We start from the raw sequence: 13,604 nt of genomic DNA on the forward strand, positions 1-13,604 counted from the left end.
GGCCGGGCCGGAAGTACGTCAACCGTCACCGTGCCATATCTCAGCATGGCCGCCCAGTCGGCCGACGGCCGGTGCCGTCAGTCATCGCTGGGGCTACCGCCGGCGGTCGGCGTCGAGCCGGTGGCGCTCGGCGCGTTGCTCGACGAACCACCTGTCGGGGTGGTCGTCGGCTCCGTCGTCGGCGCGGTCGTCGGTGGCGTCGGGATGGTCGTCGGCGTCGTCGGCGTGACGGTCGGCATGCTGGTGGGCGGCTTGGTGGTCGGCGGCGTGGTCGTCGGTGGCTTCGTCGTCTTGGACGGCGTCGGACGCGGCGACGGCGTCGTCGGCGGCCGGGTGGTGGGGCTGGTGGTCGGTGCCGGCACCGCCGGGAAGACCCGGGTCGCGGCGTAGAACCGCGACCACCAGACCGTGGAGACCTTCACCACGTCGCCGGTGGTCGGCGCGTGCACCATCTTGCCGTCGCCGATGTACATCCCGACGTGGTGGATGGAGGTCCAGCTGCTGCCGGAGGCGAAGAAGAGCAGGTCACCGGGGAGCAGCGCCTCCCGGGCCACCGTCTGGCTCCGGGTGCCGTTGTACTGGTCCCGCGACACGCGGGGCAGCGTCTTGCCCTGGGACCGGTAGGCGGCCCAGACCAGGCCGGAGCAGTCGAACCGGTCCGGCCCCTCGGCGCCCCACTGGTACGGGTCGCCCCGCTGGGCGAGGGCGTATTTCACCGCGCCGAGCGCCTTCGGGTTGGCGACCAGACCGTTGACGCTGTCCAGCCCGATCTCGTTGCCGATCCGCTGCTCTGCCGCCTCCCGTTCGCGTTCGATCTCCGCGAGCTTCTCCGCGTTCTCGCGCTTCAGCTTGAGCAGCGCGGCGGAGCGCTCCTTGTACTTCTTCTCCGCCTCGGTGAAGGCGGCGGCCGCCTGCTGGCTCTCCGCCACCGCCTTCTGGTACGCGGCCTCGGCCTGCTGCTGCGCGGCCAGCGCGCGGTTCACCTCGGCGGCGGCGAGGCTCGTGTCCCGGGGGCTCCGCTCCTCGCCGCGCTGGATCCGCTTCAGCAGCTCCAGACCGTGCAGATCGGACCCGAACGCGCCGGGCGGCAGGCCGGCGGCGTCCTTGAGCGCCTCGGCCGCCGCACTGTCCGCGATCGCCCGCGCCTGCTCCAGCTCGGCGCGGGCCGTGGCGAGGGCGGTGTTGGCGGCCGTCACGGCGGCCGCCTTCTCGTCCCGCGTCTGGCGCAGCTTCAGGAGCTCCTCGCCGAGGGTGGCGACCTCGACCTCGAGCGCGTAGATCTGGCTCGCCAGTGGACCGGTCACCGTGGGGATCTGGAGATTGGGTGGCACCGAGGGGGAGGATCCGGGGCTCGGGGGCGCCCCGGCCGGCACCGGCCGGACACCCGGATCGGGAACGGTGTTGGGTGTGGCGGGTTCGGCCCAGACCGGAGTCGCGAGCACCCCGGCGACGATCGCGCCGACCAGGGCGGACCACACCAACGGGCGGAGCACCGGCGACACCGTGCCGTCCGTCCGCTCCGCCTGTCCGCGCCCGCTGTTCGCCATGCCGCTTCCCCGTTCCGGCGTACCGTACGGTCGCCCGTGCGCGCCGTCGGCCCGCCTTGGTGCTGTGTCCCGTCCCACTTCGTCTTACCGGAATGTGCCGGTGATGTCGATCCGGAGCAGGTAACGAGACGCTGAGAAGGCGGTGAACCAGGTCGCGTTCGGTGACGGTCCGGCGAGGACGCCCCGCGCCCGCCACGTAGGCTCGTCCCCGGATCGGCGGGAGGAGACGTGGCTGCGATGGACGCCGGACGCAAGCGTGAGCTGGAACAGAAGGTGTACGGCGGGGAGCGACTGAGCCGCGCCGACGGCGAGGCGCTCTACGCGAGCGACGACCTGGTCTGGCTCGGTCGGCTGGCCCACCACCGCCGTACGGAGGCGCACGGCGACCGGGTGACGTTCGAGGTCGGCGGCGGGGAGCCGCTGTCGTCCGGGCACGACTATCCGGAGCTGCTGCGCCACCTCGCCGCGACGCCGGGCGGCGTGCCGGACGTGGTCACCGCCACCGACATCCGGCGGTTCGAGGCGGCCACCGGGCGGCCCGCCGAGGAACTTCTCGACGAACTCGCCGCCGCCGGGCTGGCGTCGCTGGCCGGCGGCGACGCGGGGATCTTCGACCCCGAGGTCCGGTCGCGGGCCGCCGGCACGCCGATCGACTGGGCGGACTGGGCACGTATCCATCGCCTCGCACACGCCCGGGGGCTCCGGACGTCGGCGACGATGCGCTACGGCCAGGGTGAGGAATCTCGGCACCGGATCGACCACCTGCTCCGGTTGCGGGAGCTTCAGGACGAGACGGGGGGATTCCAGGTCTTCGTACCGATACGCCACGAGCACCCGGCCACCGGTCCGGGGGGCGCGGGCGGGACCGGCGCCGGAAACCCGCCCCGGGCGGCCTCGCCGGCGGAGTCGCTGAAGACCGTCGCCATCTCCCGGCTGCTCCTCGACAACGTGCCGCATCTGCGGTGCTCCTGGGCCACGGACGGGCTCCCGGTCGCCCAGCTCGCGCTGAGCTTCGGCGTGGACGACCTGGCCGGTTCACCGGCCGACCGGATGGACTCGCTGGCCGACGTGGCGGACTCGCAGAGCACCGCCCCGTCCCGGGACGAGCTGCTGAACCTGATCTGGGACGCCGGTTTTCGCCCCGTGGAACGGGACGCCCGGTACGCGGTGCTGCGCGAGTACGACGCCCCGGTCCCGCTGGCGCAGCGCCGGGCCGAGCCGCAGCACATCTGGTCCTGACCGCGGCGGACTCGACGCGGGTCACCCGTACCCGGGCGCCCTGATCCGGGCCGGTCGACCCGTCCACCAGCCTGTCGGCCCGACCGTGGTGGGGTTCCCGCCCCGGCTCACGTACCCTCGACTGGTCATGACTGAGCGACCCGAGCGGACGCCGTCCTTTCCTCGCCGGGACGAGGAGGGGCGGATCGTCGTGCTCGCCGACCTGCTCGGGCTCACGTTGGCCGGGGTCGTCGTCGGTGTCGTGGCCCTGCTGGTCTTCGACTGGAGCTTCGCGCTCCTCGGCCTGGGCGACGCCGGTCGGGCGAGCGGCTGGTTGGCCGTGGTCCTGCCGGCCTGGGTCTTCGTCGAGGAGTTTCGGGCCTGGAGGTTCGGCGCGGCCCGGGTCGCCGCCGCGCTGGTGGCCGCCGCCGTGGGGATCAGCGCCGGACTGTTGGCGGCCGGGCTGGCCGCCGGGGCGCCGCCGCTGGTCTCGGGCGGGCTGGCCGCCGCTGTCTTCGCCATGGCGTACGGGTTGATCTGGTTTGTCGGCGTCCGGTGGCTCGCCAACCGGACGGGCTGTCGGGGTGGGGCGGGGATGAGTCCTGCGGTGAAGTACACGCTGGGCCGGATCGGGCTCTTCGTGGCGGTGTTCCTGCCGCTCTGGCCGGTCGAGATGAACGTCTTCCTCAAGCTCATCCTCGCCCTGGCGTTCTCCGCCGCGCTGTCGTTCTTCCTGCTTCGGGGCTGGCGCGACGAGATGGCGCGGCAACTCGCCGACGCGGCGGAGCGGCGCAGGGCGGAGAAGGATCGGCTGCGCGCCGCACTGGCCGGCGAGGACGGCGTCACCGGCGGCGACGGGCCGGCGGGGCAGAAGCCGGTGGAGCAGAAGCCGACCGACGGGTCCGCCGACCCGCGCTGAGCCGCGCGACCCCGTACCCGGGCGCCGTTGACCGGATACGGGGCCGCCATCCTCCCCAGGAGGTCTCAGGGGTGGGGGCTACCAGTTCGTCGAACCCGCCACCCGTGGCCACGGCCGGCCGAGCGGCTTGATCAGGTACGCGATACCGCCCGACCCGCTGGAGACGCCGCCGCTGGCGTTGATCCGCTTCGTCCGCAGCCAGACCTGCTCGAACTGGTCGCGGCGGTAGACGTTGCGGACCACGTCGTTGCTGGCCGAGGCGGGGTCGTTGACCACGACGTCGCCCTTGGCGGTGAAGCCGACCACCACGAAGAGGTGCCCGGCGGTGCCGTAGTTCGCGCCGTCGAGCTCGCTGGCGAGGAACGACTGGCTGGTGATCACCGGGATGCCCGCGGCGATGAAGTGCTCCACCTCGTCCAGCGAGTGCAGCCGGGTCACCTTCGCCTCCAGGCCGAAGCTGGCGGCGTACGCGGTGTTGAAGGGCCAGTTTCCGCAGCCTTCGTACGCGTAGTCGTAGGTCATCCGGGCGGCGTGGTTGACCGTCGGGTCGGGGTAGTCCGGGTTGACCCAGGCGGTCTCCTCGGCGCTCGGGCGCCGACCCCAGTACTCGATCACCATCTCCGTCGAGGTCGGCGAGCACCAGGCCTGGCCCCCGCCGTCGTACTCCGGATAGTGGCCGGCGTGGATGTTCTGCGAGTAGGTGGGGACGGCGAGTTCCCGCCCCCAGGCGATCCGGCCGGCGCTCGGGGTGACGGTGAAGCGGTCCGGCACCATCGAGCACATCGCACCGAGCAGCCACACCCGGGGCGAGCGCCGGGCATCCGGCGCGCGGTAGAGGGTGAGCCGGAGCTGGTACGCCCGCAGCAGAACCCCGTTCGCGACGTCGTCGATCGCGAACGTGTCGGTGAAGATCGTCGACCAGGGGTCGCCCTGCCGGTTCACGCTGGTCCGGCGGATGTCCTGGTCGCCGTAGGCCCACCGGCCCATGACGTACCACGGGGTCCGCACGCCGGTGTTGTAGGTGCCCTGGAGCTCGACCTGGATCCAGGTGCCGGCCGGGGTGTCGGCGTTCCACGACGCGACGAGTTCGCTGGCGTCGAAGCCGATCGGGGTCAGCGGGGAGGTCCAGGTGGCGTACGACCAGGTCCGGGTGATCCCGGTGTGCGGGTCGGTGTAGTCCACGGTGCCGACCGGACGCTTGATCGTGATCGCGGGTCGGACCCCGGGGATGGCGACGGTGCCGTGGTGGGTGCCGCGGCGCCAGTCCGGGTAGCTGGACCACTCCTGGAAGCTGATCTGCTCGTCGTGTCGGACCGGCCGTCGGCGGTGCGTGGTGGTGCCGGCCCGGGCCGGGGCGGCGGTGCCGAGCAGGGCGAGGCTGCTGAGGCCGGCGACGGTGAGGGCGCGCCGGCTGATGGGGGTGTGGGCAATGGCCATCGATGCTCCGCGGGGGTACGAAGGTCGCGTCCTGTGGTCACTATCCCGTCCGTTGACAACTTTCGCCAGAGCCTGATTGCAGGAAAATCTTTGCCGGCATGAGGGTCGGGTTGGGATGGAAATCATCGCGGTCGATATTGAGTTGATCATAGACGGATGGTGCAGTGTGGACTACCCAGCGGATTCCTCCGCACCCCCAGGAGGTGTGCATGTCCTCCCGCACCCCGACCCCCGGGCCGTCGATCCCGCCCCGGACTCCCGCCCGCCGCGCCGGCCTCGGTGCCTCCGCCCGCGCCGCCGCACGGCGACGCCGGACCGCCCTGTTCACCGGCGTGGTCGTCCTCGGGCTCGCCGCCGCGTTGACCGGGCCGGTACCGGCCGGCGCCGGGCCCGAACCCGCCGGCGCGGAGCCGGCCGCGGCCGAGTACCGGGTACTCGGCCCCCGCACCTGGGCAGACCGCGACGCCGTCGCGCGGACCGGCGCCTCGATCGATGACATCGAGCACGGCGTGCTGCACGTCACCGCCACCCCGGCCGAGGTGAAGGCGATCACCGCGCTCGGCTTTGAGGTGGAGGCCGTGCCGGCGCCGCCCGACCGCGGCGCGGCCGATGGGACCGTCGGCCTCTTCGACTTCCCGCCGGCCGACTCCAGCTACCACAACTACGCCGAGCTGAACGCGGTGCTCAACCAGGTGGTCGCCGACCACCCGAACATCGCGCGCCGCTCGAGCATCGGGACCTCCTACGAGGGGCGCGACCTGCCGATCATCAAGATCTCCGACAACGTCGCCGTGGACGAGGACGAACCGGAGATCCTCTTCAACGCGCAGCAGCACGCCCGCGAGCACCTGACCGTCGAGATGGCGATCTACCTCATCAACCTCTTCACCGACTCGTACGGCTCCGACTCGCGGATCACCACCATCGTCAACACCCGGGAGATCTGGATCGTCCCGACCGTCAACCCGGACGGCAGCGAGTACGACATCGCCACCGGCTCGTACCGGTCCTGGCGGAAGAACCGGCAGCCGAACAGCGGCTCGTCGGCCGTCGGCACCGACCTGAACCGGAACTGGGGCTACAACTGGGGCTGCTGCGGTGGCTCCTCCGGCTCGCCCTCCTCGGAGACCTACCGGGGCCCGTCGGCGTTCTCCGCCCCCGAGACGCAGCGGCTCCGCGACTTCGTCAACAGCCGGGTGGTCGACGGCGTCCAGCAGATCACCGTGAACATCGACTTCCACACCTACTCGGAGCTGGTGCTCTGGCCGTACGGCTACACGACCGCGAACACCGCGCCGGGGCTGAACGCCGACCAGGAGGCGACGTTCCGGACCATCGGCCGGCAGATGGCCGCCACCAACGGCTACACCCCGGAACAGTCCAGCGACCTCTACATCACCGACGGGGACAGCCTCGACTGGATGTGGGCGACGCACAACATCTTCGCGTACACCTTCGAGATGTACCCCCGGTCGGCCCTGGGCGGCGGGTTCTACCCGCCGGACGAGGTGATCGCACGGGAGACCTCCCGCAACCGGGAGGCGGTGCTGATCCTGGCCGAGTACGCCGACTGCCCGTACCGGGCGATCGGCAAGCAGGCCCAGTACTGCGGGACGGGCGGCGGCACCACGGTCTGGCAGGACACCTTCGAGACCGAGACCGGCTGGACGACCAACCCGTCCGGTACGGACACCGCCACCTCCGGGGCCTGGGAGCGGGGTGCCGCCCAGGCGACCACCTCCAGCGGGGCCAAGCAACTCACCCCGTACGCCGGCAGCAACGACCTGGTCACCGGCCGGCTCGCCGGCAGCGGGGCCGGGGACCACGACGTGGACGGCGGCGTGACCAGCGCCCAGTCCCCGGCGATCACGCTCCCGGCCAGCGGCACGCTGACCCTCTCCTTCGCCTGGTATCTCGCGCACGGCTCGAACTCGTCGTCCGCGGACTACCTGCGGGTCAGTGTGGTGCACAGCGGCGGCACGACCCAGGTGTTCCACCAGGCGGGTGCGGCGAGCAACCGTAACGGCGCCTGGGCGACCGCCGGTGTCGACCTGTCGGCGTATGCCGGACAGTCGATCCGGCTGCTGGTCCAGGCCGCCGACGCCTCCGGGGCGAGCCTGGTCGAGGCGGCGATCGACAACGTGACCGTCACCGCCTCCTGACGGACGTACCGATCCGGGTCTCGGCCGGCCAATCCGCTGGTTGGGACCCGGATCGTGTGGTTTCTGCCGCCTGCCAATCTGGATCCTCCGGTCGTACGGCGGCACAATGCCCGAAGCATGTTACGAGGAGCATTTGCGTGCTTACAGAAGGGGTAAGCAAATGACCATGGAAATGTGGATCCGGGCTTTGAAGTCCGCCCGAGCCGGTGCCGGCGTCTCGCAGGAGAAGTTGGCCGAGATGATCAACTACAGCACGTCGCTGATTGCTCAGATCGATACCGGCCGCCGCCGCCCGACCATGGCGCTCGCGATCGCCGCCGACGCCGCGCTTCAGACCGACGGTCTCCTCGCCCACCTGCTGAAGCAGGCGAATTCACAGCACCCGCCAACCTGGTTCGCGCCGTGGCTGAAGGCCGAGCGCGAGGCGACCTGGCTGCGAACCTCCCATCCCGGTCTGGTCCCAGGGCTGTTGCAGACCGAGGCGTACGCGCGGGCACTCTTCTCAGCCGGCGGTCAGTACGAGCCGGACGAGGAAGAGGAGTTGATCGCGGAGCGGCTCGAACGACAAACCATGCTCACCGGAGAGCGCCCGAAGCGCCTCATCGCGGTCCTCGACGAGTTGGCTCTGCGCCGGATCATCGGGGGCCGGGAGGTTGCGGAGGAACAGCTCCGGCACCTGCTCGACATGGCCCAACGGCCGAACGTCACGCTGCACGTCATCCCGGCCGATGCGGGGGCCTATCCCGGGATTGGCGGTGGCTTCATTCTGGCGACGATGCCGGAGGGGGACGTGGTGGTCTACCTGGAGAATGCTGCCGTTGGCGAGCTAATGGACCGACCGGAGACGGTCGATATGATGCAGCGCAAGTGGGACTCCCTGCTCGGGCGGGCGATGCCGGAGCAGATCTCCCTCGCGATCATCGAGAAGCTGATGGGAGAACTCTGATGTACGAGCTCCGGTGGCGGAAGAGTAGCCGCAGCGCTGACCACGGTGACTGCGTCGAGGTCGCGGACAATTTGCCGGGGTGGGTGCTGGTCCGGGACAGTAAGGACCGGACGGGCGGTGTGTTGAGATTTGCTCCCGTCTCGTGGCAGGCCTTCGTCACCGCGATCGCCCGTCGCCCGTAGCCGCCCACCCCGATCCTCGGAACCTTACCCGTCGCCCGCTCTTGGCGGGTGTTCTTCTGAACCGCGTCCGCAACTGTCGGGAAGTTGCGGTGTCCGGGGCGGGCGGAGGGCGCCGTTTCCCAGATGGTGCGCGATCGTGGGGACGGCGACGCGACGATCTGCCGGAGCGCCCGTCACTCCGGTGCGTGGCAGACCGCCTCGACGTTGTTGCCGTCCGGGTCCCGGACGAAGGCACCGAAGTACGTCGGGTGGTACTCCGGCCAGAGACGAGGGGCGTGCAGGACCTCCGCGCCGGCCGCCACGGCGGCGTCGTGGAACGCGACGACGGCGGCCCGGGTGTCGGCGGTGAACGCGAGGTGTGTCTCCCGGGGCGTACCGCCGGTGGTCGCCGGCCCCAGCCAGAGCACCGGCCGCGTCGTGCCGTACGCGATGGCACCGTCGATCTCCATCAGCCGCCGACCGCCGAGTGGCGCGAGTACGGCGTCGTAGAACGCCGTGCTCGCGGAGACGTCTCCAACCTGGATCGATATGTGGTCGAACATCGTCACTCCCGTCGGCGGCCGTTGACGCCGGTTCACGGTACCGCGGGTGGCGACGGTGCCGGAGCTGCCGAATCGGGGTGGCGGCCGGCCGGAGACGGCCGAGCGCCCGCCCCCGGGAGTTGGGGAGGCGGACGCTCGGAGTTCGGGGCGACCGATGGTCACCGTAAACCTATAGGTTTAATAGGTTTGATGGTCTGGGCAGTAGTGCACACCTGGCGGATCAGCACCGTCCCACCGGTGTTCCGGATCCCGGGCCGGGCCCGTCAGGAGTTCGCCGCCGCCGGTGCCGGGTGCCGCCCGGCCGCGACCGCCGCCACCAGCGGACCGAGCATCAGACCGGTGATCAGGCCCACCAGGGCGTAGAGGGTGTCGGAGTCGGCCGCGTTGACCGGGACGCTGCCGGCGAGCGCGGTGAGCCAGGCCCCGACCGGCACCGTGAAGGTGAGCAGGACCGCGATGACCATCATCAGCACCGGATAGGCGAGCAGGGCGACGCCCAGGGCAGCCAGCCGGGACCATCCGCCGGACCGGTACGACGCCAGCAGCACGACCCCGGCGAGTAGCAGCATCCCGAGCAGCATCATCGGCCCGCTGCGGTGGTATGGGTCGATGCCCCGGAGGAGGAGCACCCCGGCTCCGCCGACGACGGCGAGCAGCCCCGGTGCGGCCCGGCGGACGGCGAAACCAGCTCGCGCGGCGCCCTGCCCGGCGGCCCGCGCGGCGCCTTGGGCGGCGCCGGCGCAGGTCGCGACCAGGAGGAGGCCGAGCACCACCGCGGCCGGGTTCAGCGCCGGCTCCGTGTCGGTCGGTGACTCCACGCCGGCGGCCCACGGCGTCAGCGCGGCGGCGACCGCCCCGACCACGACCAGCGCGGAGCGCCTGGCGGGCGGTCCGGCATGGTTCGGCCGGCGCGCGAGCAGCAGTGCGGTCGCCGTCACGACGGCGGAGGCGACCAGCGCCAGGATGACGGCCGGCACCGGGCCGGAGATGTCGGCCCGGTCCAGCGCCAGGTCGGCGGCGAGCCAGAGCCCGCCGAGGACGGCGACCCGGGTGACTGCCGGCCGGGCGCCGTCGAGTGCCACCAGGAGTCCGAGCACGGCCGCGATGATTGCGGTGACCCGCAGGTCGCGTACCCAGTAGGTGTTGTTCTCCGCGTACGCCTGTGGGCCGGTCGGCTCGGTCCACGGCTGGAGCAGGGCCAGTCCGATCGCCCAGGAGATGGCGGCGCCGGTCGCCGCGCCGATCCCGATGACGCCGTGCCCGTTCATCCGCATGGGAGGACGGTAGCGGCGCGGCGCCCGCGGCGGAACCTCAGGCCATCGGTCACCGTCGGCGATGGACGCGGCGGCTGGACGGCGCGTTCGGGCGGCACCGGTGCGGTGGCGGAGACCCGGCCGGCGCGCGATGCGGTGATCAGCGGGAATGCGGATGCGCTGGCGGGACGGTCGATGAGGGGTGACCGTCTCGATGCGCTACGGTTGCCCCGACCACCCCGCAGCGAAGCCGGTGCGAAACCGGCGCTGTCCCGCAACTGTGATGCCTCCCGTGCCGCCCGGCCCTGGGCCGCGGCGCGGCGGGGATGAGCCAGGTCGCCTGCGGGTCTGGTCGCGGACTGCGCCTTCGAGGAAGGGCGCCCCGCGGACGGGGCCGACCGGTCCCTGTCGGCGGAGCACCAGTACCTCGACCGACAGGAGGACCGATGAGCAGACGTACGCCCAGAATGATCGCCGCGCTGCTGGCCACCATGGCGCTCGCCCTCGGGGCCTGTGCCGACCGGAGCGCCGAGCAGCCGAGCACCGGAGCGAGCGGTTCCGCCGCCAGCTACCCGGTGACGGTGGGGAACCTCACGCTCGACAAGCGGCCGGAAAAGATCGTCGTACTCGGGCCCACCGCCACCGAGATGCTCTACGCGATCGGTGCCGGCCCGCAGGTCACCGCCGTCGACGACAACTCCAACTACCCGCCCGAGGCGCCGCGGACCGACCTCTCCGCGTTCACCCCGAACGCCGAGGCGATCGCCGCCCGGCAGCCCGACCTGGTGGTGCTGACCAACGACCAGAACAAGATCGTCGACCAGCTCGGTCAGCTCAAGATCCCGCACTACCTTGCGCCGGCCGCACGGACGCTGGACGACACGTACCGGCAGCTCACCGAGCTCGGGACGCTGACCGGGCACCCGGACGAGGCGGCCGACCTGGTCCGGCGGATGAAGGACGAGATCACCAAGCTCACCGCCGACCTGCCGCAGCGGTCGCGGAAGCTCACCTACTACTACGAACTCGGGCCGGAGTACCACTCGGTGACCAGCGCGACCTTCGTCGGCTCGCTGTTCAGCCTGGTCGGGCTGGAGAACATCGCCGACCCGGCCGACCCCGACGGCGGGAAGGGCGGCTACCCGCAGCTCGGCGAGGAGTCGATCATCCAGGCCAACCCGGACCTGATCTTCCTGGCCGACACCCGGTGCTGTCAGCAGTCCGCCGAGACGGTCAGGGCTCGCAAGGGCTGGGCCGGGATCACGGCGGTCAAGAACAACCAGATCGTCGCCCTCGACGACGACATCGCCTCCCGCTGGGGTCCTCGCGTCGTCGACCTGCTCCGGGCCATCGTGGACGCGGTGGCCAGGGTTCCCGCCTGAGCATGGCGGAAACTCCGGTGAGCTCCGGTGCCCCGGCCCCATCCGGCCGGGGCGCCCGGCGGGCCCGGGACGTGAGGGATCCGTTCCCCGCCCGGCCCGCCGGGCTGCGGCGGCGCTGGCTGGTCGCCGGCATCGTCGCCGTCGCGGTCGCCGCGGTCGCCGGCATCGCGTACGGGCCGGTCAGCCTGCCGCCGGGCAGCGTCGCGGCGGAACTGCTCAACCTCGTACCCGGGGTGCACCTTCAGAGCGGGCTGAACGAGCGCGAGATCGCCATCGTCACCGACCTGCGCCTGCCCCGGGTGGTACTCGGGCTGCTCGTCGGCGGGACGCTCGCCCTGGCCGGCGGCTGCTACCAGGGCGTCTTCCGCAACCCGCTGGCCGACCCGCACCTGCTCGGGGTGGCGGCCGGGGCCGGGCTGGCGGTCACCGCGGTGATCGTGATGCGCGGCGTGACCGGCGCGGACATCACCGTCGGCCTGCCCGTCACGGTGCCGCTGGCCGCGTTCGTCGGGGCGCTGGGTGCGGTCCTGCTCACCTATCTGCTCGGTGCCGCCGGTGGCCGAGACCGCTCCCCGGCCACCCTGATCCTGGCCGGGGTCGCCGTCTCCGCCTTCCTCTCCGCCGGGCAGACGTACCTGTTGCAGAACAACGCGGAGAGCATCCAGGAGGTCTACTCGTGGATGCTCGGCCGGCTCACCACCGCCGGGTGGCACGACGTCCTGATCGTGCTGCCGTACGCGGTGGTCACCGCCGGCGTGCTGCTGCTGCACCGCCGGGAGCTCGACGTCCTCACCATCGGGGACGACGAGGCGAGCAGCCTCGGCCTGCACCCGCAGCGGTCCCGGCTGCTGCTGGTCGCCGCCGCCTCGCTCGGCACCGCCGCCGCCGTGTCGGTCTCCGGGCTGATCGGGTTCGTCGGGATCATCGTTCCGCACACCGTACGGATGCTCGCCGGGGCGAGCTACCGGGCGATCCTGCCCCTCTCCGTCCTCTTCGGCGGTGCCTTCCTCGCCCTGACCGACCTGATTGCCCGGACCGTCGCCGCCCCGGCCGAGATCCCGATCGGGGTGGTCACCGCGATCCTCGGCGGCCCCTTCTTCGCCCTCGTGCTGCGGACGACGAAGCGGGTGGAGACGTGAGCGAGGACGTGCGCACCGCCGTCGGGGCGGAGGCGGATCTCCCGGCCGTCGAGGTGACCGGGCTGCGGGTCACGCTCGGCGGGACCCCGATCCTGGCCGGGGTCGGTCTGTCGGTGTCGGCCGGGGAGTGGGTGACGGTGATCGGCCCGAACGGTGCCGGCAAGTCCACGCTGCTCCGCGCGGTCGCCGGGTTGCTGCCGGCCGACGCCGGCTCCATCCGCCTCTTCGGTACGCCGTCGACCCGGTTGAGCCGGCGGGAACGGGCCCGGGTCGTGGCGGCGGTGGCCCAGTCCCCGGTCGTACCGGCCGGGATGGCGGTCGTCGACTACGTGCTGCTCGGACGCACCCCGTACATCCCCCCGTTCGGGCGGGAGTCGGCGGCAGACCTGGCGGTGGTTGCCGACGTCCTCGACCGGCTGGAACTGACCCGGTTCGCGTCCCGGCCGCTCGCGACACTCTCCGGCGGCGAGCGGCAGCGGGTCTTCCTGGCCCGGGCCCTGGCCCAGGGGGCGCCCCTGCTGCTGCTCGACGAGCCGACCAGCGCACTGGACATCGGACACCAGCAGGAGGTGCTGGAGCTGGTCGACCAGTTGCGCCGCGACGACGGCCTGACCGTGCTCGCCACCATGCACGACCTGTCGGTCGCCGGCGAGTACGCCGACCGCCTGGTGCTGATGGCGGGCGGCCGGGTCGTCGCCGACGGGCCGCCCCGGGAGGTGCTCGTCGAGGAGCTGCTGGCGACGCACTACCAGGCGCGGGTTCGGGTGATCGACGGCGACCACGGTCCGCTGGTCGTCCCCGTCCGGGCGACGGGACGCCGCGCCGACCGCCCCGGCTGAGGCCGGTCACCTCGCGGAACCGGCGCTTCTGGTCGGTC

The 13,604-nt window shown here is 72.1% G+C and carries 12 protein-coding genes and 1 pseudogene; 9 read left to right on the forward strand and 4 right to left on the reverse strand.

Features of this window, described 5'->3' with window-relative positions:
- Positions 1–77: 77 nt before the first annotated feature.
- Positions 78–1,547 (reverse strand): C40 family peptidase, encoded by a 1,470-nt coding sequence (locus tag EF879_RS03095; protein WP_123554401.1) that lies wholly within the window; start codon positions 1,545–1,547, stop codon positions 78–80.
- Positions 1,548–1,784: 237 nt separating this feature from the next.
- Here EF879_RS03095 and EF879_RS03100 point away from each other — a divergent pair, with 237 nt between their 5' ends.
- The 3 genes and pseudogenes from EF879_RS03100 (at position 1,785) to EF879_RS03110 (ending at position 3,684) form a co-directional block, all read left to right on the forward strand.
- Positions 1,785–2,786, forward strand: coding sequence for an aminofutalosine synthase MqnE (locus EF879_RS03100; protein WP_123554403.1), 1,002 nt, complete (start codon positions 1,785–1,787; stop codon positions 2,784–2,786).
- 127 nt (positions 2,787–2,913) lie between these two features.
- Positions 2,914–3,342 (forward strand): annotated as a pseudogene (locus EF879_RS03105) (hypothetical protein); the annotation flags it as partial.
- An 18-nt stretch (positions 3,343–3,360) separates the two neighbouring features.
- Positions 3,361–3,684, forward strand: coding sequence for a DUF4229 domain-containing protein (locus tag EF879_RS03110; protein ID WP_123555311.1), 324 nt, complete (start codon positions 3,361–3,363; stop codon positions 3,682–3,684).
- A 78-nt stretch (positions 3,685–3,762) separates the two neighbouring features.
- On the opposite strand, the gene EF879_RS03115 is transcribed toward EF879_RS03110, so the two are convergent.
- Complete coding sequence (locus EF879_RS03115; RefSeq protein ID WP_199736105.1) at positions 3,763–5,121, reverse strand: C39 family peptidase; 1,359 nt, start codon at positions 5,119–5,121, stop codon at positions 3,763–3,765.
- Positions 5,122–5,330: 209 nt separating this feature from the next.
- Between EF879_RS03115 and EF879_RS03120 the strand changes: the two genes are divergently transcribed.
- The 3 genes from EF879_RS03120 (at position 5,331) to EF879_RS03130 (ending at position 8,411) form a co-directional block, all read left to right on the forward strand.
- A complete protein-coding gene (locus EF879_RS03120; protein WP_123554405.1) occupies positions 5,331–7,283 on the forward strand; it encodes a M14 family metallopeptidase in 1,953 nt (650 codons plus the stop codon).
- Positions 7,284–7,443: 160 nt separating this feature from the next.
- A complete protein-coding gene (locus EF879_RS03125; RefSeq protein WP_123554407.1) occupies positions 7,444–8,229 on the forward strand; it encodes a helix-turn-helix transcriptional regulator in 786 nt (261 codons plus the stop codon).
- A complete protein-coding gene (locus tag EF879_RS03130; RefSeq protein ID WP_123554409.1) occupies positions 8,229–8,411 on the forward strand; it encodes a DUF397 domain-containing protein in 183 nt (60 codons plus the stop codon). Before EF879_RS03125 ends, EF879_RS03130 begins: the two co-directional genes overlap by 1 nt.
- A gap of 173 nt (positions 8,412–8,584) precedes the next feature.
- Here EF879_RS03130 and EF879_RS03135 read toward each other — a convergent pair whose 3' ends face one another.
- Both EF879_RS03135 and EF879_RS03140 read right to left on the reverse strand, forming a co-directional pair.
- Complete coding sequence (locus tag EF879_RS03135) at positions 8,585–8,953, reverse strand: VOC family protein (protein WP_123554411.1); 369 nt, start codon at positions 8,951–8,953, stop codon at positions 8,585–8,587.
- A 263-nt stretch (positions 8,954–9,216) separates the two neighbouring features.
- Positions 9,217–10,227, reverse strand: coding sequence for a hypothetical protein (locus tag EF879_RS03140; protein ID WP_123554413.1), 1,011 nt, complete (start codon positions 10,225–10,227; stop codon positions 9,217–9,219).
- 425 nt (positions 10,228–10,652) lie between these two features.
- On the opposite strand from EF879_RS03140, the gene EF879_RS03145 reads away from it, so the two are divergent.
- The 3 genes from EF879_RS03145 to EF879_RS03155 are packed head-to-tail and all read left to right on the forward strand — an operon-like array spanning position 10,653 to position 13,566.
- On the forward strand, positions 10,653–11,588 hold the full coding sequence (locus tag EF879_RS03145; RefSeq protein ID WP_123554415.1) for an ABC transporter substrate-binding protein: 936 nt from the start codon (positions 10,653–10,655) through the stop codon (positions 11,586–11,588).
- Positions 11,589–11,590: 2 nt separating this feature from the next.
- Positions 11,591–12,727 (forward strand): iron ABC transporter permease, encoded by a 1,137-nt coding sequence (locus tag EF879_RS03150; protein WP_123554418.1) that lies wholly within the window; start codon positions 11,591–11,593, stop codon positions 12,725–12,727.
- Positions 12,724–13,566 (forward strand): ABC transporter ATP-binding protein, encoded by an 843-nt coding sequence (locus EF879_RS03155; RefSeq protein ID WP_233604186.1) that lies wholly within the window; start codon positions 12,724–12,726, stop codon positions 13,564–13,566. Before EF879_RS03150 ends, EF879_RS03155 begins: the two co-directional genes overlap by 4 nt.
- Positions 13,567–13,604: the final 38 nt, after the last annotated feature.

The sequence above is a fragment of the Micromonospora sp. HM5-17 genome, from assembly GCF_003762835.1.
Taxonomy (GTDB): Bacteria; Actinomycetota; Actinomycetes; order Mycobacteriales; family Micromonosporaceae; genus Plantactinospora.

Coding starts and splice junctions, on each gene's coding strand:
- EF879_RS03115 (WP_199736105.1), bottom strand. CDS start 5,121: ATGGCCATTGCCCACACCCCCATCAGCCGGCGCGCCCTCACCGTCGCC.
- EF879_RS03130 (WP_123554409.1), top strand. CDS start 8,229: ATGTACGAGCTCCGGTGGCGGAAGAGTAGCCGCAGCGCTGACCACGGT.
- EF879_RS03100 (WP_123554403.1), top strand. CDS start 1,785: ATGGACGCCGGACGCAAGCGTGAGCTGGAACAGAAGGTGTACGGCGGG.
- EF879_RS03140 (WP_123554413.1), bottom strand. CDS start 10,227: ATGCGGATGAACGGGCACGGCGTCATCGGGATCGGCGCGGCGACCGGC.
- EF879_RS03125 (WP_123554407.1), top strand. CDS start 7,444: ATGACCATGGAAATGTGGATCCGGGCTTTGAAGTCCGCCCGAGCCGGT.
- EF879_RS03145 (WP_123554415.1), top strand. CDS start 10,653: ATGAGCAGACGTACGCCCAGAATGATCGCCGCGCTGCTGGCCACCATG.
- EF879_RS03120 (WP_123554405.1), top strand. CDS start 5,331: ATGTCCTCCCGCACCCCGACCCCCGGGCCGTCGATCCCGCCCCGGACT.
- EF879_RS03110 (WP_123555311.1), top strand. CDS start 3,361: ATGAGTCCTGCGGTGAAGTACACGCTGGGCCGGATCGGGCTCTTCGTG.
- EF879_RS03135 (WP_123554411.1), bottom strand. CDS start 8,953: ATGTTCGACCACATATCGATCCAGGTTGGAGACGTCTCCGCGAGCACG.
- EF879_RS03150 (WP_123554418.1), top strand. CDS start 11,591: ATGGCGGAAACTCCGGTGAGCTCCGGTGCCCCGGCCCCATCCGGCCGG.
- EF879_RS03095 (WP_123554401.1), bottom strand. CDS start 1,547: ATGGCGAACAGCGGGCGCGGACAGGCGGAGCGGACGGACGGCACGGTG.